Genomic DNA, 20,037 nt, shown 5'->3' with positions numbered 1-20,037 from the left:
GTCCTAATTACGTTGATTTAAACAGCTTGAAGGCAGCGCGTGTGCCGGAGAAGATGGAAAAGACATGTTTCCACTTTCCATTCAGTATAAAGCTACACATTTTTGAAGTATTTGCGACTAATACGAGATAAAACAAGGACAGAATCCGTGTCATTCCAACCCGATTGCGATAAGCAAATAGTAACCTATTGCGTGTGAGGTAATAGGTTTTAAAAGGCGAATCAATTCCCGTAGAGGCACTTTCTTTATGATAAACCAAAGCTCCCGCATAGTAAAATAAGGAATAATGCCTATTGATCCGATAGCACCAGTCAAGTTCTTCATAATATAAAAAAAATTCCTCGGGCATCAAGCCGATGTGTTGAACAACACGACGGGGGATCAGCATTGCAGCTCCATGGAGATACGGAATTTCGCTATTTTGTTCATATTGTCCAAGCTCCATCTCTTGGTAACCAATCTGCTTATTGCGCAGTGTGATGGCGGTCAGAGGAGTGCAACCTGCAAATTGGATCATATCGGGCGGATCCATATACCTGATTTTAGGTGTTATCCCTCCTACTTCGTGGTGCTGCTCCAAAAAGAAGAGCATCTCCGTTATTTGTGTGTCGGCTTCCAAAGGAAGCAAGGTATCGTTGTTTAAGAAATACAAAAATTCACCTTGAGACATCCGTATTCCGATATTATTGCCCCCTGCGAAACCCAGATTAGCGGAGCTATAACATCCTGTAATAAACGGAAATTCAGCTTTTAATAGCGCATACTCGTCTTGTCGCGATCCATTGTCAATAACAATCACTTCATATGAGAACGAAAATGTGATATTCTCGATACGCGCTAGAAATGCCCGGGTATCTTCCAGTCCATTGTAATTGACAGTAATAAAGGAAAGTTTATACGGTTGAAGTGTCATGAGCTAACTTTTTATCAATAACAGGAGATAGCATAATAATACCCATCAGGATATAAACAGTCTGCCCAGTGGGCATCTGATGGAGTACTTCATTGGCATAACCCGCGACCATAATTCCGGCAAGACCTGCAGTAGAAGCTGCTACAATTGATTTGATGCGGGTATCTTGTAATACAACTAGCACGTAGTAAGTGCCAAAACCGAGGATGGTCAAACACAACAAGACATACAGGATCAAACCGACGATCCCGGTCTCCACCCAAATGAAGACAAAAGAGGAATCGGTCGCGATACCATGGATCAGATCGCCTTCATTGGCATGTTTGGAAGCACCTAGGCCGATCCCGAACGGATGATCGCTCATGAAGAGACGCATCTTCTTTTGGTTTTCCAAACGCACGTTAAATGAAGCATCTTGAGAAAAGGAGAACGCAGTCCGCATACGGCGGATATCGCCATTGCTATTGCCAATGGTGGTCAGATTAAAAAAGGAAAAGGCAAGAGCTAAGAAGACAGCGCCCATGACGATCCACTTCCACTCTTTGACTAAAACAATAAAAAAAGCAAAACCAACAAAAGGTACAGCTATTGCCGCTCGAGTGCCGGAGATCATCAAACCGTAGAAAGCAATCAGGGCAACAGCAATATACAAAAGACGCCTATTGACTCTTTTTTCATAAAATGACAAGATCGTAAAAACGACGATCCCCAATCCCATATGACAACCAAAATTTGCGGCATCTGTAAAGAAAGAAAAATAACGGATACCACTGTAAATGACGTGTGTATGTGCTCCATAGGTGTATAACCAAGCAGACTCGAAGCGATCAAAACCGATATACTTTTGACCAATGGCCTTTAATGCTCCTAAGACAATGAGCGTACCCCATAAACCAAAAAACAAGCGCAGCTTATCGAGGTTGTCCAGATTGAGAAACACCAGCAATTGAAATACAACGATATGGATACCGATATTCCTTACCGTGGTGATCCAATTGGAAAAGCTGGACATGGGATTGATAATCTCTAACAGACAGAAGAGCATCCAGAATATAGATATCATCAAAAAGGGATTGAAATAGAGCTTTCCGATGGGATTTCCTCGAATGTAATGCAAGCACAGGCACAGGAAGTTAAATAAGATCAAGATATCCAGTATCACACCGGCAGGCATGGGAAATGTGACGTAACGTGCTACCCCCATAACAAAATAGGATGCGCTGTATAAGAGAAAGAAGCAACATACGGGTGATGATAGGCAGAATATGATAAACAACAGCAGGAGCGGTACTAAATAGAATGCCAGCCCCACCGACATCCCCGCAAATACAAATAGGTATGCTCCTGCTAACCCTCCCAAAATGAGTATAAGCAGAAGCATATGACTTTCTGTAATTAAAGTTGACCACTTGTTATGATCGGATTGCATCATACCTGTCCTATTTTATTTACCTAAAGAGGTCAGACCAAAATTGGCCAGTTGATATTCCAAACGACGCAAAAATGTAAAAGGAGGTAGCATCCCTGTAAATTCCTCTACGACATATTTTTGTGCATTCATCAAACAGATGACAATAGGTCTGCCTGCTGATCGTTCTAATAAATCTGAAAATAACAATTCATCTTCTGTCTTCCAAACGGTATCTGCCCGCAGCACAAGCAATGTGGCCATCCCTCTTTCCAAGAAGACATTGGGTATGGGGGTTAAAGCCATTGAACCATGCTGAACAAGCGAAAGATCGTAGTCTACCAATTGATTGACCCATTCTTGACCGACCAGATATTCCCGAGATTGAGACTCAAAATCCTGTCCTTCATAATATCCTCTCACCTTTAATCCCATTTTTGACCAATAATCGGTCAATAATTCCGTGATACGACTGGAGTCTAAGGTGGTCGATAGCTTGACGACATTGATAAAATTGACCGCTGAGTCATTGTCATAATAGCCATAAAGGCGATTGGCCAATACATGTACAGCACGCTCTTCTATTGCAGGGAGGTTTTTACTTTTTAATAATTTTGGAAATGCAGCCACAACCTTGCCTTTAGTGATGCGCTCCGTGCGTATTTTATCCCGTAATGTACGATCAAAAAGCTCCAAAATAAGTAGGATACCTAATATAAAGGCGATTGTACCTAAAAAAACACCGATCACGATCGCCTTGCGACCATAAGGAAGTGCATTGAGCGGGAAAGTTGCCGGATTGATCACTTTCAAGGTCGCCGAATTCATCTCTAAACTTTTCAATCGGAGGCGTGCAGCATTTAAACTAGTCAGAATCGACAAATAGCTCTGCTCCGAAAAGTTGATACTTCTTTCTTTACGCTTCAGTACCGAACCTATTGGTGAATACTGGGTATATTTTTGATCAAGTTCTTGTTTAAAATTTTTCCCCACATTCAACTCGGCTTCTGCACTTTTGAACTTCAATAGTTCTTCCACCCATTGTTTGACATAATTGGCGTTTGGATATCCATTGCGCGTATATTTTTCAGAAGAATACTGATCCATAAAGGTTCGGAATTCCTTTTCTTGTTTGTTCAGTTCGCTCGATAGTGTATTGATACTTCCGGCCTTTTGTAGGGTTAAGGAATCTGCACCTAAAGTTTTGATCCTAGAAATATCATAGTTCAGATCAGCGATATGATTCATCCGAGATAGGAATTCGGAATTATTTTTGATCGATCGCATATTGGCATCCATACCGGACTCCAACTGTTTTAATGCTGCCTGAGCACTATTGTAAGCAAATACGACATCTTGGTAGCGCAACTCATATTCTTTATCCAAAACGGCAATAGCTTCGGTCTGTTTATCGTAGTTGATGACTCTGTTTTCGACATTATAATTTGTTAATGAGTCTTCTTGACCACGCAATTCTCTCCCTAAACGTGCCAGCTCTGCTTCGAAATAGCGAATCACATTATTGGTACTTCCAAATTGCAAGTTGGTGTATTCGATAGCAAAGACTTTACTCAATACTTCTAGCGTCTGATAAGCAATACCGGGATCATTTGCCTGATAGTTGACTTGCAGGATATCGCTATTATCAATCCGGGAGATTTTAATATTTTCCTTGAGCGCACCATAACTAAAGTAGGGATGATTCCAATTGAATAAGCCATAGACAAAATTATTGCGATCAGGCTTTTCATATCTTTCTAGATTGCGTACGGTATTTTCCTCCGAACTTTTATCTATCAATGCTCGCACATCTTTTGGAGTGATGTCCAATAATTGTTTATAATGTTTTGCTGAGATGTAGACATTGTCTTTTTTAAGGTCACCATGAATCATCAAACGGGCATAGAGGTTTAACGACAAGCGTTTAAGTGTCTCTTTGGAGTTGATGGTATTGATGATGTTCTGAATTGAATTGTTCAGCACATTCCAATTGGACGATGCATTGGATTCGCCCGGATCGCTTCCATAACTGGAAATAACCCCTGTGTAGATCGTAACGTCAGTTTTATACTGCCTATCCAAATTGCGAGTCATGTATATGGCCAGTAGAGCAAATAGCAATGGCAAAATCAAAAGCCACCATTTGATCCTAAATACGGCACGAAAAATATAATGGAAAATATTCATATTACGCTATTGACTAATTATTTTGGTTCTACTCAAAATCTCTAAAGTCAGAATCTCACTGACAATATTAGCTTCACTGGTTTTAAATAACTCGTAAGCTTCGGTTTCCAATTTCTTGGCGGCATTGAGATCTGTAATATTGGCATTACCTGATTTGAATTCGTTTTCTATCATTCGATAATTTGTTAAAGCCACATTATGATCTTCGACATTTTTCTTAAGCATCGCTAAGGCGGTTTTGGCTTTCACATAAGCAGTTACGATACGAATCCGCTGTTCATCTAGCCATTTTCCTTTTTCGAGTTCTGCAAAACGTTGTTCAGTTTGTTGTCTTTTCACCTTATTCTTACGATCAAAGATATCATCAAAAGGAACACTAACGCCTACAGTTCCATAGTACGAACTTTGGGATTGTCCAGATGATTGAAAAAATAATGGGGTATTTTCATTGGTAAATGAAGAGTTGATGGCGATATTACCATATTGCCAGGATCCGCCTGCTTTAAAGTATTTTAACCAGTTTCTTTTCTCGGTGATCACTTTACTACGTTCTGTTTCGATTTTTGCCTCATACATTTCGACACTGGGACTATTCTTTGCATTTTCATAAAGTGTCTCCAAAGGCGGTAGGGTCAATCTCGTCAAATCAATCATATCCATTTGATCAATGGCGGATTGAGCCTGAGATCGCATCCCGGTGGACATCAAGCAAACAAACAAAAATAACCTGCTATATACTTTATTCATTGAAATAATTATTTATCGGTGTAACTACACATCTGCTTTTTGGATAAAGGCAGAAAATGTCTTAAACAATATCTTAACATCCATCCATACGGAATAGTTTTTAGCGTAATCAATATCGAGGTTGATACGCTCTTGATCGGACATGCTCCCGTTGTCGCCTCTTTTCTCCACTTGCCATAAACCGGTAATACCAGCCGGCGCCATAAAGCGCTCGACACTATCGTCGGTGGTCAACATTTCGGCTTCGTATAAAGGAAGTGGACGATTTCCGACGATAGACATATCGCCAAACAGGGTATTGAACAGTTGCGGTAATTCATCAATACTATATTTTCTCAGGATACGGCCCACCTTGGTGACACGTGGATCTTTCTCCAATTTGAAGAAGGCCGCCTTTTTTTGCTTGCCGCCAAAATCCGCTCCTTTGACTACGGTATAATCATCAATCAATACATCCCGTAATTCATCGATGGTAAACTGTGGTATATCGGCATTGGCATAGGATTGAGAATTGCTGTTCGCTGCAGTCTCTTGTTTGGCATATTGGTTGTGCATCATATACTCCTTTAGCCGCTTGTCCGCATCGGCATACATGGATCTGAATTTGTAAAAGTCGAACATATAATATCCAGCTCCAATTCTTTTGGAACGGTATACCGCAGGACCCTTGCTTTCAATGATAATGGCTAGGTATGCGGTGATGAGTATCGGAGATAACATCAAAATCAGGAAAGAAGAAACGACAATATCAAACAGCCTCTTCCCTATTGGGATCTTAATCTTAGGAAAGGAAGATGCCGGAGCTGTAAACCTTTCTGTTTGAGCAGTCGCCTCAAAATAGAGATGAATATATTTTTTTAGGGATTGAAAAACATCCTTATTGGCCTTGGGACTGATGGTATTGGTCACCCCAGCTTCAAGATAAGATTTCTTTTCCAGCATAGAAAAGCCATTGCCGACCAAAAAAATTACAGTTTCTTTGCCGTAGGAATTCAACTTGGTCAGTTGGCGAAGATCGGTCATCAGGCTTGAACTCTGTTCATAAAAAATAACCGAGACAAACTGCCCCCTATACTCTTGAAAATATTTATCCATGGTCTCGAAAGAACTGAAATGTTTTAACTCTACCCCCAAAGTGTCCTGCACTTGAAGTTGAAAATAGTCGAAGTTTTCCAGACTATTACCATAGTAAATATAATCGCTATAATGTGGCATTATTTTAATGCTTTTTTAATTCGCAGCTTTAATTCCAACGGATTGAAAGGTTTTAAAATAAAATCATCTGCGCCAGCTTCTAATAGACTGATGCGCGTATTGGTGTTATCTTCTCCCGAAAGAATAATGACCGGAATATTTTTTAAAAATTCATTTTGCTTGATCATCACCAAGAGATCATACCCATTCATTTCGGGCATCGTATAATCCGACAGAATCAAATCTACGAGATGACCATCTTTAAGCCAGTTATAAGCAGCCATGGCACTTGCAAAATAATGAAATTCATAATCCGCATTTAAGTATAAGGTTATCAACTGTCCTATTGCCGGCTTATCATCAATGATCAGTATTTTCTTTTTCATGAATTATATTAGCATATAAAAGTAACTATTTTTTCCAAAATCTATCTAACAAACTGTCCCGATATATTTTGGAGCAAAAAAATTAAGTACTCCCAATAATCTGGAGTACTTAATTTAGTAATATAGGAAATATTATTTCAATTATTTACGGTTTAAATACCAGTCTGTTTTCTCAATACCACCGCTTCGCGCCCAAGTCTCAAAGTAAGGATATACCTTATTGATAATAACACCTTCTGCTGGGTAATTGAATGAAACTGGGATTGCTAATGCAAACGGATCACCTTTCGGTGTTTTGAAAGGATCTGTTGCTGATAAAAGTTTCCCACTTTCTCTTGACACTAAACTTTTGTTGATTTTATCGGTTGCTGCATAACCTGCTAAGTGAATTTCGTTTCTGCCACCGATGTTTTGCGCATAGTTAACAATAAACATATTCAATGTACTGTAAGTAAAATTGTCCAATGGGGTTGTAAATTCAATTGTAATCACAACATCAATTGGAGCATATGCACCACTCTGCGTTGATATAAAACGTGTATCTGCTACACCGAATGCTTTATGTGCGTCGTCAACAATCGCTACCACTGCATTGGTCTGTCCAGTTTCAGTACCATTAGCCGCCAAGGCTACTGTTGTTCCAACCAGATCTTTTTTTGAATAGGTGACCGCTTTTACATTTGCTGCAGGAACACCATCCAACTGAACCGCTGCCGCCAAACGTTTGGATGCGCCTACAGAGCGTAATTTCCCTTTTAAAGTAACTTTAGTGACCTTATTAGCCGTATTTTGGAATTTTGTGATATTCATATCCACCACAAAATCGTTCATATCGTAGTCACCTTTATTAGGCCAGTTGTCCTCGAAAGCGTACGAATAAGTACCTAAGTTGACTTCTGTTACTGTTTGATCGTTTGGATTGCCACCTGGCGCATTATTTCCTCCCGCATTACAAGCTGTACCTGCAATCACAACAGTAGATTTGTCATAAGGAACTAATTTGGCTGGACTATTGATCACATAATAGGTATTCCACTGTCCATTTGCAGTATGATCAGAACAAGCCACTTCTAAATTACCTGAATAGGTAATCGCCATATACTGGTTATTGACATCTACTTTCTTTAAACGGGCTAATGCCTGTCCAGACGCTGGTCCTTGCATCGTACTTGCCTGGCTATTGAATTTGGCCAATGTAGTAACGGCTAAGATAGAAGAAGAAGCTAAATTAAATTTAGTACCTCCTGCATCCAATTTATCCAAGCTTAGCAACGCTCCTGATGATATCGAGATCGTCGCACCATTTGTCGTCAACGACTGAATGGTGGTATGACAAACAGCTTCTAATGTCGCATTGGTCAAACTGGCATTTTGCACGACAAGTGTACCTTCATTTCGAACGACTGTAGAAGTTGTAGTACTACTTAAGTTTTGAATAGTGGCTACACCATAGTTGGTAAAGCTACCATTGGTAATATCTGCTTTATCTGCATCTAAAGTACCGTAATTGACATACAACGTATTGTTTTTGGTCTCCATCTTCGATAGATTTGCGGAACCATAATTGACAAAACCGCCATTGGTATTTTGCGTCACATTGATCAATTCGAGCGATCCTGCATCTGTGATATAAAGACCGTTGTTATTACCTAAATTAAATTCAAAGCTTGGATTTTTCCATTTACCTTGTACATAGATCTTTACATTGCTCGTCCCATTGTTGGCATCAATTTTACCGGTAAAAGTTGTACCTGATTTAATGACATAGGATTTATTGTCAACAACCGATACCGTTCCGTTTCCGCTGATTTCAATAGCATCATTGGGAACGACAACAGCAGGTCCGACAAGAGTACTTACTGAGGATGAATTCGTATTTGAAATCGTTGTACGAACTGCAGCTCGAGCTACACTCGCTTTATTGGAATTTAGAATTGAAGTTGTCGAGCCAGATGTGATATTGATGCTGCCTTTAGTGGCATCAACCGCGATCATGGTAACAGAAGCAATACCTAAAGGCGACGTTTCTCTTAGATAAAGATATTTGGCCATTGTTGGCAACATCAATTTGCCGACAAAATCTTGCCCTTTTTTCGCTTGCCCTGCCGCCAATAAATTCGACCCTGCCGCAAGTAATGGATCGTTATCGAAAATTTCTACGCGATAAAAAAATTGACCATCGAACTTGTCATCGATAGCAACACGAATATCCATAGACTTCGCCGAATTCCATTTGAAGTCTGATGGAACATTACCCCCACCCGGAAATAATGTGGAAGAATCAGTCTCTGGCTCTTCATACAAGTCCTTCACTTTGGAACAACTTGACGCAATAAGCGTAACGAAAACCAGGCTAACTAAAAAGAGATGAAATCTTTTTCCTTTATACATAACATAATAGATTAATATAAACAGTTTGGATAAATAATAAACCCGCTCTTTATGTCTTAAGTAAGTAATTGATTATAATATTAAAACTGTTTATGACAAAGTTATAATTTATTTCAAATAGATGGATAAAAAACGACGTAATGTAAAGTAAATTCATAAAGTTGTAGCGCTACAACTACAATCAATCGGCTACATAAATTGCTTGACTTCAATTCGTAAACTAATACTGATAAATCGTCCTCAACTGCAATTCTCAACTGGATTAAGGGGACGATTGATTTCATACCATTTTAATATTATCAAACCCTGTATAGCTCTACTTATTGACGTGTTTGTATCGCTTGCTTAAACGCTGTTTTTCCCCAGAGAATAATTGCTAAAATATAACGACAAGATCCAATCCAGATAATGAATTTTAAATGAAATCTCCCGCAATCGATGGCTGCACTTTGGCGTTTTTATTTAGGGCAACATTTTTAGCAATTCTTGTTTCTGCTCATTATTTTTCAAAGCACCAATATGATAGTACGCATCAGCAAGACTACTTGTTGATTTTTTGGAGAGGTACTTTTTGACATAATGGTCGGCGTGCTCAAAAAGATACTGTCTCGTATCAAAATTGATGCTGATACCTTCATCAAAATCGCCATAGGATAATCCCGTTACGGATGCACTGGAAGTTACTGATTTGATCATCTTCATTTTTAAACCTGGGATATTTAATGTCAAGGCTGGATAATAAAAATGCGGTTGGCTCGGAAATTTTACCTTTATTTTTACCGCATCTCCCTGGCTGCTCACATTTATAGCACAATGTTGTCTGTAATAATGATATTCATAATACTCTTCTTGTGAGGGGAACCAGATGTTGTCGAGACCATCTTTGCCATACGTATCGTTTAACCACAAGAGAAATTCGGCCCATTCGCGATCGGTCTCATGTACACCCAGATACACAGCAGGACGATCTTGTGGCGTCATCGATTGTGCACGAAGAACAAGATCTTTTGCTTGCGCAGGATCGTTGATAAAAACACGTGCTAAGGTTGTTTTATGAAGATCGCTAGCTACCTGATAGGGGATCAATACGGATGCTCCTGACTGTGCGGTCATGGTCTGAATATCTGGAAACTGCATCGCAGCAGCTAGATAAGTTTTGTTGCCATTGGGTTCTGCAAGAAATTTCACCCTCCGACCCGCCAGCGCTTGCTGCGTGATCTGCTGTGCAATTGCAAAATGTTTTACTAAAGAATCGACATCATTTAAGGCTAATGTTTTAACATCATGAAGAGCAACCGCATTGCCCGTATTTAACAGCTCCCTAACATTGTTCCAACGCAGACCGGATTTCATATAGAAACGGTAATAGTTGCCCGTAAACCCAGGTCTTACGGTCGTTGGCACATTCATATAATCCCATTCTGGCGCCAGTGTCGTTGTAAAATGAAACCTGACTTCATTTCCAAAACCATCTGTACTGCCCAATGTTTTTCCTAATGTATAGGCATTGGGAGGTAAATCATCTGCCTCCAGGTTTTCGATATCATAATAGTATTTTCTTTTGGGATCGGAGATATCGATGGGTTTTCCATGGATAGCAGCCCAAGTCATGCTAAAGGCAGATTGCTTACAGTCGTCCTGTGTTAACATGAATAATAAATTCTTGTTGTACTTTAATGTAGGTATGGTGGCGATTAAATCTGCTCCTATCTGTGCATCTGATGCTAAGGTCAAGCTGATCTCTGCTTCGACCCCTTGTACCTCTTTGCCAAATGGGTAAAGGTAACCTGCGGGGTTAACCTCGCCTTGGTTGGACGGCTTTTCAGCATCGGGAACGGTCGATCCGATATCATACGATTTCATTTTTACGCATGAGCCTAAGGAAATAAATACCAGTAGCAATAAAATAGTGGCATGGTGTATTTTGTAATGCATGTGCAAATGTAGGATTATCCTTCGAAATTTTTTTAATCCAGTGTTTATTTTTATTTAGAATATGAAGATACGGCAGATAGCCTGCTGAAAATCTTGATCATTTCAGCGATAGTTACTTGCTGTAACTGCCTCGATTAAAGCAGGAAAGATCAAAAGAAAAGGCGACATACCTAGCGGAACATCAGCAAATTAATGCGTAGGCATTGCGAAGAGTAAAGCGCTTAAAAAAGGAATTGGATCTTAGGGCTACCCAAGTTCCAATTCCTTTTCTTTTGATCTATTATGCTGCATGTGCAGCGCTTATTTTTTAGTATTGATCTGTTAGTAAGCAGCAAATAACAACGCGGTATGCTATTAATCGATCAGTTTTGACTGATGCCGCTCGAGGGTATTGTATATTTTTTTGACGTCTTGTGAACTTTCTTTCTGTAATACCAAAAAGGCATCTTTTGTATAGACAAAAATAGTATTCCGGAGACCGACAAATGCACTATAGACATCAGTTCCGATCACCATGTTACCATTTTCATCGGTAGGATGTCCAGTTTCCTTCAAGTAGTCATACATCGACTCAAATGAACCGAGATCTGACCAGGTAAAGTCGGTCGCTACAACACGAATCTTTTTAGAGCGTTCCATCACAGCATAATCAATACTGATGGAAGGAATCTCTTTTGACAGTGCTTCGTCGAGAATACCATCTTTTTGATGTTGCCATGCGGCTAAAGCGGTTGCATACACACGAGGTTCAAATTGCTGCAACTCATGCAACAGCGTATCTGCACGAAAGCAGAACATACCGGAGTTCCATAAAAAGTTACCCCTCTCGATAAAATCTTCAGCTGTTTCTTTATTTGGTTTTTCACGAAACGATAATACTTGGTCTCCTTTGTATTCGATATACCCATAACCCGTCTCCGGTTTGGTCGCTTGAATACCAAAGGTGACAATATAGCCTTGATTGGCTTTTTCAATACCTTCTTGGATTGCTGTTGTGTAGCCTTGGTCACCTACGATAACGTGATCCGAGGGTGTCACGACCAAGATATCGTCGGGTTGGGCCGCAAACGCAGCAAATGCAATCGCCGCTGCCGTGTTTCTAGGCGTAGACTCCACAATATCGATATACTCCACACCGTTGCTTTCCATCACCTCACGACTTAATTGATTGTTATCTTTATTGCCCACGACAATCACCTGATTGCAGAGTCCCTGATTACGGTTGACAGTCATCTCAAACAACGATCCCTCTTTAAATAGGGAAAGATATTGTTTGGGGTAGCTTTTCCGAGATAAAGGCCATAAACGGCTCCCCACTCCACCCGATAAAATCACATGTACGATATTGCTCATTCTGTTTTTTTATAAATCTTTTTTTTTACTTAATACCCGTGTAAATCCGTTACTTGGTCACTTCGTTACTTGATCACTTGATCACTTGGTTACTTCATCACTCCGTCACTCGGTTACTTACTGACTAACTTTCTTTGCTTCTTTTGCTGCAACTTCTTTGCGCAAGCCTGTGCTTGAAAAACGATGTGTACGTTTATTATAGTAAATCTCAATACCCTCTTCAACGCAATATTTCTTTCCAGTAAAATCCATATCACGATATTCTTCTCCAATGATACGTACTTGAATGGGCAATGCTTTGATGATATCAATTAAATCCTGTTCGGTCTCGTATGGAACAATTTCATCCACATAACGACATCCCTCCAATTGGATATAACGTTCAACGACTGTCTGTGTAGGTGTTGATTTTTCTGGTGACACTTCTGAAGGATCGGTATTGAGCCCAACGATCAGATAATCGCAATTGCGACGCGCCTCTTCCAGCATCATAATGTGGCCAGCATGCAATAAATCAAATACACCAAATGTAATTCCTATTTTCATGTAAACGTCTTCTATTCTTTTAATTTAATAACTAACTTGGTCACTCCGTTACTTTTTAACTTGGTCACTCCGTTACTTTCTAACTTGGTCACTCCGTTACTTTCTATCCTTTTTCAACTTCATGTTCGGCGACGATACGACGTAATCCGGAACTGGAGAAACGATGATCGCGGCTATTAAAATAGAGCTCGATACCTGATTCCTCACAGTATTGACGTCCGGTAAAGTCACGTTCGCGGTATTCGTCACCAACGATACGGACATCTATCTTAAAGGAGCGCAAGACATCTTGTAGATCTTGTTCAGTGGCATAAGGCACGATCTGATCAACATATTTACAGCCTTTGAGTTGAATATAGCGCTCCACAACAGTTTGTGTTGGTTTGTTTTTCTCTGGTCTATCCAATGTAGGATCAGTCTGCAATCCGCAGATTAAATAATCACACTGACGCTTAGCATCTTCGAGCATCTTAATATGACCGGCATGAAGCAGATCAAATGCACTGAAAGTGATGCCAATACGCATTTCTTTAGCAGGTATTGTAATCATATTTAAAACAAAAATAAATTAATTAAGCTCCTTTTTTAGCTATCTCAAAGATAGCTATTATTTATAAAACAAAAGCTGTGATGAAAAGTTCTCGTCAAACTAATTATTGAATTGAAGCATGTGGATGGACCTCCCTGGCTTTCTTTGACGATGCTTCAAATTAAATCAATGAGTAGCGGTATGTCCTGCTGAAAAATTTACATGCAACAATTATTTTTAACTTCACCTCAATGATATTGTATATCAAGTTCAATTTATTTAAGTTTGTTGTCATAATCTCAATTATAATGAAATGTTCACCTTTTAAACTTTGGTTATTCTTTGGCGCGACAACTTGGTTATTGATATCGTGCAACCAGCGCAACAAATCGACTAAACAAGATATGGCTACAACCGATACCACCGCATCGGTATATACTGCCGCAGATCTTGAAGCACTCCATTATTGGGACCAGGTGGATATGCGGGATACGGCAAAAATAAAAGATCCAAGCATGGGTGAACAGAAATTGGCGGATTTTCTCAACGCATTGAACGGCACTTCGGACTCAACTGCTGATCATGCTATTGCCAACATGCTGGATAGGGCAAAAGTAAATAAAACTAGTTTCGATTATTATATCAAATTATATGAACATTATTTGTACGATGGAAACTCCCCTATGCGCAATGATGTACGCTATGAATCGGTGCTCCGGTACCTGATCAAGTCAGATCAATTGACGGATCTGGAAAAAGAGGCTTATCGTCCTATTTATAAATTGGTACAGCGTAATAAAATGGGGAAAGTCGCGGAGGATTTCAGCTTTGAACGTTATGATGGTCATATTCAGAAATTATCCGATGTGAAGGCCAAATATATATTGCTCATATTTTACGACACGGAATGTGCCCACTGTAAACAAATAATCGCTTTACTTCAAGATACGCCTGAGGTGACGGATCTATTTGAGAAGAAGCAAATCCAGATTGTCACGATCGAACCTTGGGGTGATCGTGACAGGTGGATCAATTACCAACCTCATCTGGCGAAAAATTGGATTAACGGATTTGATAACAACAGCACAATTCAGCGTCAACGACTTTACGACACGAAGGCCTCACCGACGATCTATCTGTTAGATGGTATGAAAAGAGTGCTCTTAAAAGATGTCGAACTGCAACTTGCCCTACAAATCATGACCCAACTTCCTTAAATTAAGCACAATGAACAAGACACAATCGCGGATGGTCAATAATGATCTTTACTTTGAAGAAGTGCAGCGACTACTGAAGGAAGGTAAGGAGGTTTGTATCCGTGTGAAGGGAAACAGCATGATGCCTTTTATCAAAAATGGCGATCGAGTCATCGTGGTAGCTCATCTTGGCACTGTTTTACCATTGGGATCTCCTATTTTAGCTCAATATGAGGGGAAATTTGTTTTTCACCGATATGTGGGAAAAAAAAATGGGAAATTTGTTCTTGCTGGAGATGGCAATCTGGTCTTGAAAGAATATGTATCTGCTCCGCATATCTTGGCGATTGCGACTTTACACTACCCTAATAACAGTGATACCACGCGAAATATCAACAGCCGCTGGCCTCGATTAAGAGGAATGATATGGTATCACTTGCGCATGGTAAGACGCCTATTTGCCAGCTTAAAACGAAGGATTTTAAGCTGATTTTCTATACTGAATATGAATGATTAACTTTGATTATACTTATTTTTTAAACCTAATAGTAATTATTTTTTAAACCTTACAGCATGAAATTAAGAGCAGATTTAGTATTAAGAACAATTGGTCCGGATCACATGATTGTGGATCCAGGTCAGGATATGGTTGACCTCTCTACTGTATATACCCTTAATGATTCGGCAGCATGGCTTTGGGAACAATTACAGGGAACCGCATTTTCTCAAGCGACAGTGGTCGATCTTCTTTGTGAAGAATATGATGTGACTGCCGAACAAGCACATAAAGATGCTCAGATCCTTATCCAGGATTTCGAACAGCAGGGATTATTGGAGAAATAAAGACCACAAGAGTCCGCTATTTTGATGACGCATAACAACCTGAAACATCATATCCGCTGGGCCTGGTCCATCAGCCAGGGATACCGATCTAAACTCCTCCTCTATTTTGTATTGGAGTTGCTTGCTATTGCGCTCTCGCTGCTATTTGTGTACCTCTCCAAAAAAGCGGTGGATATGGCGATCTCTCCGACAGATATTCCGCTCAGATGGACCTTGATCGGGATTGTGGCAACTGTAGGTGTTGGCCTTGGTATACGTGCTTATACGGGCTGGCTCAATGAACGCATTAAAATGATGCTCACGTTCGAACTGCAGCGCAATATGCTGGATGCACAAATGCTATCGGTATGGAGACTCATCAAAAACTGGCATACCGGTGATATACAGGTCCGTATTCAAACGGACTGTGAGGAAGTCGCCAATATGATAGCGAAGACTTTGCTTTCATTTATACTCACAGCTATACAGCTGCTGGCATCGATGGCTTTTCTGTGGTACATGGATCCGATGTTGGCGCTGATGATATTGGCACTGTCGCCGCTCTTCCTTTTTTCAAAAATCTATTTTCAGAAAATGCGCAAGCTCAGTCAGGAAGTCAAGGGTGAAGAAAGTAATTTTTCCAATATCCTGCAAGAAAACCTGCGGTTTCGCTTGCTGATCCGCGCAATGGGCATATTCCCAAAGAGAAGAAAAAAACTGACCGACAGCCAACGAGACCTCTTTGGACTTAAAATGAAACAGCTCAACTTTTCGACTTATACACAGAGTGTCATGAAAGTCAGCATCAATGCGGGCTATCTACTGACCTTTATCTGGGGAATCTACCGACTGCAGAGTGGGCAGATCTCCTTTGGTACCATGACTGCTTTTCTTCAATTGGTCGCCCGGATCCAGACACCGATCTTAGCGCTCATCACCTTTATCCCTGGTTTCGTGCGATTCCGGGTTGCGGCAGATCGGCTATTGGAACTGAAGTCTGGGGAAATTGAATCTCAGATGGATCAGCAACGCCTGCGGGGTATAGCTGCTCTAGAAATCCAGAATTTGTCTTTTCGATATGAGGATAAATGGGTCTTGGATCATCTTAATCTATCTTTACGTGCTGGCGAACCCGTTGCTGTCGTAGGACCTAGCGGAAAAGGAAAAACCACACTGATACGCTTGCTGCTATCGCTGATCAAAGCGGAAAAGGGGCAGATCTTATTAACAGATCGAGCGGGTACGCGACCGCTCTCTGCTGCTCACCGCATCAATTTTGCCTATATACCACAAGGCAACTCCCTCTTTAGTGGCACTATTCGGGAAAACCTGATGCTGCATGTGCAAAAGGCTGAACATATCGATATCCAAAAGGCATTGTGGGTGGCCTGTGCCGAATTTGTGATGGAACTGCCTGAGGGGATCGATACGGTCGTGGGCGAGTCTGGAATGGGCCTATCGGAAGGACAAGCACAGCGCATTGCTATTGCACGTGCGCTCATGCACGACGGGGATATCTGGTTATTTGATGAAGTAACCTCTGCATTAGATCGTAAAACAGCCGATACACTGATCCATAGACTGCTCGACTATGGGGAAAATAAATTATGCCTTTTTGTAACACATGACTTAACCTTGGCCAATATATGCAAACAACGCCTATACTTGGACTAAAGAACACGCTATGACTTTGACAACATCAACTGAAACTATAAAAAAACAATATAAAATAGCAGATCTGACCCTGCAGATCAATTATACAACGGATCTGGATCTGGAGAAGCTCTTGCCGACATTCCGAGATTTTGAGTGGTACAAGCAGGGAGATCAGGCCGCAATCCAAGTTAATTTGAGTACAGATAAAGCTCCGGAGGTCGCAGATCTGGGGGTTCTTCGCAGTGACTTGTCCATTTCCTGGGGCGACCGCTTCTGTTTTTATGAAAAGGAAAAAGGCTATATCACCACCATCGTAAATGAACAGGGGGATGGCATGTGGTATCTCTATAGCGACCGCGATTTTGCACAATCGACTATTTATATTCCTCAAAGTAGCGCGTACGAGCAAAGTACGGTGATCTGCTGGATGTTAATGATGCTATTTGGTCAGGCTGCTCTATTGCATGAGGTCATCATGATCCATGGGTCGGTTATTAATCTAAATGGGCAGGGTATTGTTTTCTTGGGGAAGAGCGGAACAGGCAAAAGTACCCATAGTCGCCTTTGGCTATCGCATATCCCGGAAACCTCGTTGCTCAACGATGATAATCCTGCGATACGGATCAAGGAGGATGGCGTCTTGATCTACGGAACACCTTGGAGCGGTAAGACTCCCTGTTATAAAAATGAAAGTATTGTATTAAAAGCTTTTGTACGACTGCAGCAGGCTCCTGAAAATAAATTCGACCTAATGCCAGGCATTAAGGGTTTCATTGCGGTATTGCCCAGCTGTACAGCAATCCGATGGAACAAAGATCTTTTTGCCGAAATGAATACAACGCTCGAAAAAGTAATAAGCAAAGTACAAGTGGGTTTTCTAAAATGCTTACCGGATCAGGCTGCAGCTGAGCTGTGTCACGAACGTATTTTTGATAGCGCTGTCTAGTAAAGAGTGTTGCCCTCAACAATAAAGCAAAGACAAAAGCTCCTAGCTTTTTTTGATCTTTTATTCTAGAGGCTAGCCCAGACTTTGCCTACAGCTCGCTCAATTTCTAATGGTGAACAGCGTACAGAAAATCACGATGGCAAAGGATCTGCTAGAGGAATACGTTCTTATTGACTCTTCAATAGCCCTCTTTCGGGGATTCGATTGATCTGTTGCTGATCCTGCAGCATGCGAGGTGCAATTTGATTGGTCGATTTTCGAGCATTAGCCTTCTTTTTACTGCCTGGTACAGCATCTTCCAAAGCAGTCTCTAACATGGTTTCTTGAGTATCTCCGGATTCTAAAAAGATATAATCGGTGACATCTATTCTGTCTGCCAGAAGACCGTCCCAATAATCTGAAAAGCCAGCGGCATTTTTCAACTGAAAAGAGGCTGGCCAAAAAGATACCTTATTTTCAATAATTTGCTCAAAGAAACCAACTGGTTTGCCGTAAGTATGTGTACCTGTAGCGATAATCTGGACATCAAGATAAGGCTTCAGTACATTAATAAGCATTTCTGCTGCTGAGGCAGTTGTCTCACTCACTAAAAAATAAACTTTACGCAGGTTCAGATTACTTGTCTTTCTATAATAGGTATCGCTAAACATGCCGTTCGTTCCCTTATGTGTTTTGTCCATATAGGCATTGCAAATATAGGTCAACATCAGCTCTCCTGCTGCAACCGATCCGCCGATTTTATTGGCCACATATACGGCTGCATCGACATATCCGCCAGTATTATAGCGTAAATCGACAATCAGGTCCTCAATATGTTTGTTTTCAAAACCCTGAAATGCAGCATCAATTTTTTGCTGATTGTCATTATTATTTTCTATTTCTTCAAAAGAAGATAGGGCAAGATAACCGACATTCTTAGTTGAGTATTGGTACACAGTGTCGCGATAAAGTGGATCAATAATATAAGAAGTATAGGCGAGCTTTTGACTATAGGTGGATTGATCCTGACGCAACAATTCAAGTTGAAGCCCACCGCCCTCCAATGCATTTAATACCCGAGTTCTCATCTGGTTAAGCGCGTTTTGATCAACGGGTTTACATCCTGAAGCATCACAGGTAACTGCAACAGCAAAGTCATTATCTCCATTAATGGAGGTAATCATATCTGAACGTTTTAAACCCGCTTTATCTGCAGGTGATCCCCCTTCAACAAAATAAATAACAGGTCTGGCGACTTTGGAGTCGGCAGTACCCATAGAAATATACAAACCATAGCCGCTATTTCTATCCATTCTCAATCGCGACTGTGTTCCGGTATGATAATTATTGAGCCCATCGAGAAAGGAAAAACGATCGAGAAAACCACCATAACTAGCATAATTGGGATAAGCAGGGGTCAAACTCTTCAGTCCGAGCAAAATCGCATCGGCAGACGTATATTGATCTGTAAATTCAAAAGTATTATCATATTGGGGAATATACTGATCTGCCCATAACGAGTATAGCTTATAGTAGTAGTAGATACTGTCCCGAATCATTTGATCGCTCGTACGTACTACGGGCTCTGGTTCGGGCTCTGGCTGTGGATTATTCTTTTTACAGCTAATAAAAAAAAGTGCAACCAGAGAAAAAAATAATCCTTTCTCTAAAATTTGCATTGAAAATAATTTCATATTTAAATCTATAAGATATACAAACTTATATAAATAGAAGCTTATATGCAACAAGCATATGTCGCAAATTTGATCCTCAATATGACACCTGATTGCAATCTAGGGTTGATATTGATCGCAAAATGCATAAAATAGAACTTAATAGGTGATGACCT

The 20,037-nt window shown here is 40.5% G+C and carries 17 protein-coding genes; 5 read left to right on the top strand and 12 right to left on the bottom strand.

Translation table 11 applies throughout. The features are described from left to right. Nucleotides 1-7: 7 nt before the first annotated feature. The 11 genes from MUB18_RS05735 to MUB18_RS05685 all read right to left on the bottom strand — a co-directional run bounded on the left by MUB18_RS05735 (nucleotide 8) and on the right by MUB18_RS05685 (nucleotide 13,610). Nucleotides 8-913, bottom strand: coding sequence for a glycosyltransferase family 2 protein (locus MUB18_RS05735; protein ID WP_248755223.1), 906 nt, complete (start codon nucleotides 911-913; stop codon nucleotides 8-10). After that, the gene (locus tag MUB18_RS05730) at nucleotides 894-2,345 is read right to left on the bottom strand and encodes an O-antigen ligase family protein (protein ID WP_248755222.1); all 1,452 of its coding nucleotides are present in this window, start codon (nucleotides 2,343-2,345) and stop codon (nucleotides 894-896) included. The genes MUB18_RS05735 and MUB18_RS05730 overlap by 20 nt, the downstream gene beginning before the upstream one ends. Nucleotides 2,346-2,357: 12 nt before the next feature. After that, the gene (locus tag MUB18_RS05725; RefSeq protein WP_248755221.1) at nucleotides 2,358-4,508 is read right to left on the bottom strand and encodes a hypothetical protein; all 2,151 of its coding nucleotides are present in this window, start codon (nucleotides 4,506-4,508) and stop codon (nucleotides 2,358-2,360) included. A 6-nt stretch (nucleotides 4,509-4,514) separates the two neighbouring features. After that, complete coding sequence (locus MUB18_RS05720) at nucleotides 4,515-5,255, bottom strand: TolC family protein (protein WP_248755220.1); 741 nt, start codon at nucleotides 5,253-5,255, stop codon at nucleotides 4,515-4,517. A gap of 24 nt (nucleotides 5,256-5,279) precedes the next feature. Next, nucleotides 5,280-6,470, bottom strand: coding sequence for a sugar transferase (locus tag MUB18_RS05715; protein ID WP_317233179.1), 1,191 nt, complete (start codon nucleotides 6,468-6,470; stop codon nucleotides 5,280-5,282). Continuing rightward, on the bottom strand, nucleotides 6,470-6,835 hold the full coding sequence (locus MUB18_RS05710; RefSeq protein ID WP_248755219.1) for a PleD family two-component system response regulator: 366 nt from the start codon (nucleotides 6,833-6,835) through the stop codon (nucleotides 6,470-6,472). The genes MUB18_RS05715 and MUB18_RS05710 overlap by 1 nt, the downstream gene beginning before the upstream one ends. Nucleotides 6,836-6,976: 141 nt before the next feature. After that, nucleotides 6,977-9,226, bottom strand: a complete 2,250-nt coding sequence (locus MUB18_RS05705; RefSeq protein ID WP_248755218.1) for an LruC domain-containing protein — start codon at nucleotides 9,224-9,226, stop codon at nucleotides 6,977-6,979. A 462-nt stretch (nucleotides 9,227-9,688) separates the two neighbouring features. Then, a complete protein-coding gene (locus tag MUB18_RS05700; protein ID WP_248755217.1) occupies nucleotides 9,689-11,089 on the bottom strand; it encodes a hypothetical protein in 1,401 nt (466 codons plus the stop codon). A gap of 426 nt (nucleotides 11,090-11,515) precedes the next feature. After that, complete coding sequence (locus MUB18_RS05695) at nucleotides 11,516-12,514, bottom strand: mannose-1-phosphate guanylyltransferase (RefSeq protein WP_248755216.1); 999 nt, start codon at nucleotides 12,512-12,514, stop codon at nucleotides 11,516-11,518. Between the two features lie 117 nt (nucleotides 12,515-12,631). After that, the gene (locus tag MUB18_RS05690; RefSeq protein ID WP_094772745.1) at nucleotides 12,632-13,060 is read right to left on the bottom strand and encodes an adenylyltransferase/cytidyltransferase family protein; all 429 of its coding nucleotides are present in this window, start codon (nucleotides 13,058-13,060) and stop codon (nucleotides 12,632-12,634) included. Nucleotides 13,061-13,163: 103 nt separating this feature from the next. Continuing rightward, a complete protein-coding gene (locus tag MUB18_RS05685; protein WP_021188618.1) occupies nucleotides 13,164-13,610 on the bottom strand; it encodes an adenylyltransferase/cytidyltransferase family protein in 447 nt (148 codons plus the stop codon). Between the two features lie 287 nt (nucleotides 13,611-13,897). On the opposite strand from MUB18_RS05685, the gene MUB18_RS05680 reads away from it, so the two are divergent. The 5 genes from MUB18_RS05680 to MUB18_RS05660 all read left to right on the top strand — a co-directional run bounded on the left by MUB18_RS05680 (nucleotide 13,898) and on the right by MUB18_RS05660 (nucleotide 18,209). Beyond that, nucleotides 13,898-14,806 (top strand): DUF5106 domain-containing protein, encoded by a 909-nt coding sequence (locus MUB18_RS05680; RefSeq protein ID WP_248755215.1) that lies wholly within the window; start codon nucleotides 13,898-13,900, stop codon nucleotides 14,804-14,806. Between the two features lie 10 nt (nucleotides 14,807-14,816). Further along, on the top strand, nucleotides 14,817-15,275 hold the full coding sequence (locus MUB18_RS05675) for a S24/S26 family peptidase (protein ID WP_248755214.1): 459 nt from the start codon (nucleotides 14,817-14,819) through the stop codon (nucleotides 15,273-15,275). A gap of 83 nt (nucleotides 15,276-15,358) precedes the next feature. Then, nucleotides 15,359-15,628: a PqqD family protein gene (locus tag MUB18_RS05670; protein ID WP_248755213.1), complete on the top strand. Its 270-nt coding sequence runs from the start codon at nucleotides 15,359-15,361 to the stop codon at nucleotides 15,626-15,628. A 24-nt stretch (nucleotides 15,629-15,652) separates the two neighbouring features. Next, the gene (locus MUB18_RS05665) at nucleotides 15,653-17,281 is read left to right on the top strand and encodes an ABC transporter ATP-binding protein (protein WP_248755921.1); all 1,629 of its coding nucleotides are present in this window, start codon (nucleotides 15,653-15,655) and stop codon (nucleotides 17,279-17,281) included. A 10-nt stretch (nucleotides 17,282-17,291) separates the two neighbouring features. Continuing rightward, on the top strand, nucleotides 17,292-18,209 hold the full coding sequence (locus MUB18_RS05660) for a hypothetical protein (protein WP_248755212.1): 918 nt from the start codon (nucleotides 17,292-17,294) through the stop codon (nucleotides 18,207-18,209). A gap of 167 nt (nucleotides 18,210-18,376) precedes the next feature. Here MUB18_RS05660 and MUB18_RS05655 read toward each other — a convergent pair whose 3' ends face one another. Next, nucleotides 18,377-19,882 (bottom strand): S41 family peptidase, encoded by a 1,506-nt coding sequence (locus MUB18_RS05655; protein WP_248755211.1) that lies wholly within the window; start codon nucleotides 19,880-19,882, stop codon nucleotides 18,377-18,379. Nucleotides 19,883-20,037 lie beyond the last annotated feature (155 nt).

The sequence above is a fragment of the Sphingobacterium sp. PCS056 genome, assembly GCF_023273895.1.
GTDB lineage: Bacteria > Bacteroidota > Bacteroidia > Sphingobacteriales > Sphingobacteriaceae > Sphingobacterium.
This window is presented reverse-complemented; position numbering and strand designations above follow the sequence as displayed.

What these genes read in the sequence shown, in the direction of transcription:
- MUB18_RS05710 (WP_248755219.1), bottom strand. Translation starts at nt 6,835, where the DNA reads ATGAAAAAGAAAATACTGATCATTGATGATAAGCCGGCAATAGGACAG.
- MUB18_RS05675 (WP_248755214.1), top strand. Translation starts at nt 14,817, where the DNA reads ATGAACAAGACACAATCGCGGATGGTCAATAATGATCTTTACTTTGAA.
- MUB18_RS05735 (WP_248755223.1), bottom strand. Translation starts at nt 913, where the DNA reads ATGACACTTCAACCGTATAAACTTTCCTTTATTACTGTCAATTACAAT.
- MUB18_RS05695 (WP_248755216.1), bottom strand. Translation starts at nt 12,514, where the DNA reads ATGAGCAATATCGTACATGTGATTTTATCGGGTGGAGTGGGGAGCCGT.
- MUB18_RS05715 (WP_317233179.1), bottom strand. Translation starts at nt 6,470, where the DNA reads ATGCCACATTATAGCGATTATATTTACTATGGTAATAGTCTGGAAAAC.
- MUB18_RS05700 (WP_248755217.1), bottom strand. Translation starts at nt 11,089, where the DNA reads ATGAAATCGTATGATATCGGATCGACCGTTCCCGATGCTGAAAAGCCG.
- MUB18_RS05665 (WP_248755921.1), top strand. Translation starts at nt 15,653, where the DNA reads ATGACGCATAACAACCTGAAACATCATATCCGCTGGGCCTGGTCCATC.
- MUB18_RS05670 (WP_248755213.1), top strand. Translation starts at nt 15,359, where the DNA reads ATGAAATTAAGAGCAGATTTAGTATTAAGAACAATTGGTCCGGATCAC.
- MUB18_RS05685 (WP_021188618.1), bottom strand. Translation starts at nt 13,610, where the DNA reads ATGATTACAATACCTGCTAAAGAAATGCGTATTGGCATCACTTTCAGT.
- MUB18_RS05705 (WP_248755218.1), bottom strand. Translation starts at nt 9,226, where the DNA reads ATGTATAAAGGAAAAAGATTTCATCTCTTTTTAGTTAGCCTGGTTTTC.
- MUB18_RS05660 (WP_248755212.1), top strand. Translation starts at nt 17,292, where the DNA reads ATGACTTTGACAACATCAACTGAAACTATAAAAAAACAATATAAAATA.
- MUB18_RS05720 (WP_248755220.1), bottom strand. Translation starts at nt 5,255, where the DNA reads ATGAATAAAGTATATAGCAGGTTATTTTTGTTTGTTTGCTTGATGTCC.
- MUB18_RS05690 (WP_094772745.1), bottom strand. Translation starts at nt 13,060, where the DNA reads ATGAAAATAGGAATTACATTTGGTGTATTTGATTTATTGCATGCTGGC.
- MUB18_RS05730 (WP_248755222.1), bottom strand. Translation starts at nt 2,345, where the DNA reads ATGATGCAATCCGATCATAACAAGTGGTCAACTTTAATTACAGAAAGT.
- MUB18_RS05655 (WP_248755211.1), bottom strand. Translation starts at nt 19,882, where the DNA reads ATGAAATTATTTTCAATGCAAATTTTAGAGAAAGGATTATTTTTTTCT.
- MUB18_RS05680 (WP_248755215.1), top strand. Translation starts at nt 13,898, where the DNA reads ATGAAATGTTCACCTTTTAAACTTTGGTTATTCTTTGGCGCGACAACT.
- MUB18_RS05725 (WP_248755221.1), bottom strand. Translation starts at nt 4,508, where the DNA reads ATGAATATTTTCCATTATATTTTTCGTGCCGTATTTAGGATCAAATGG.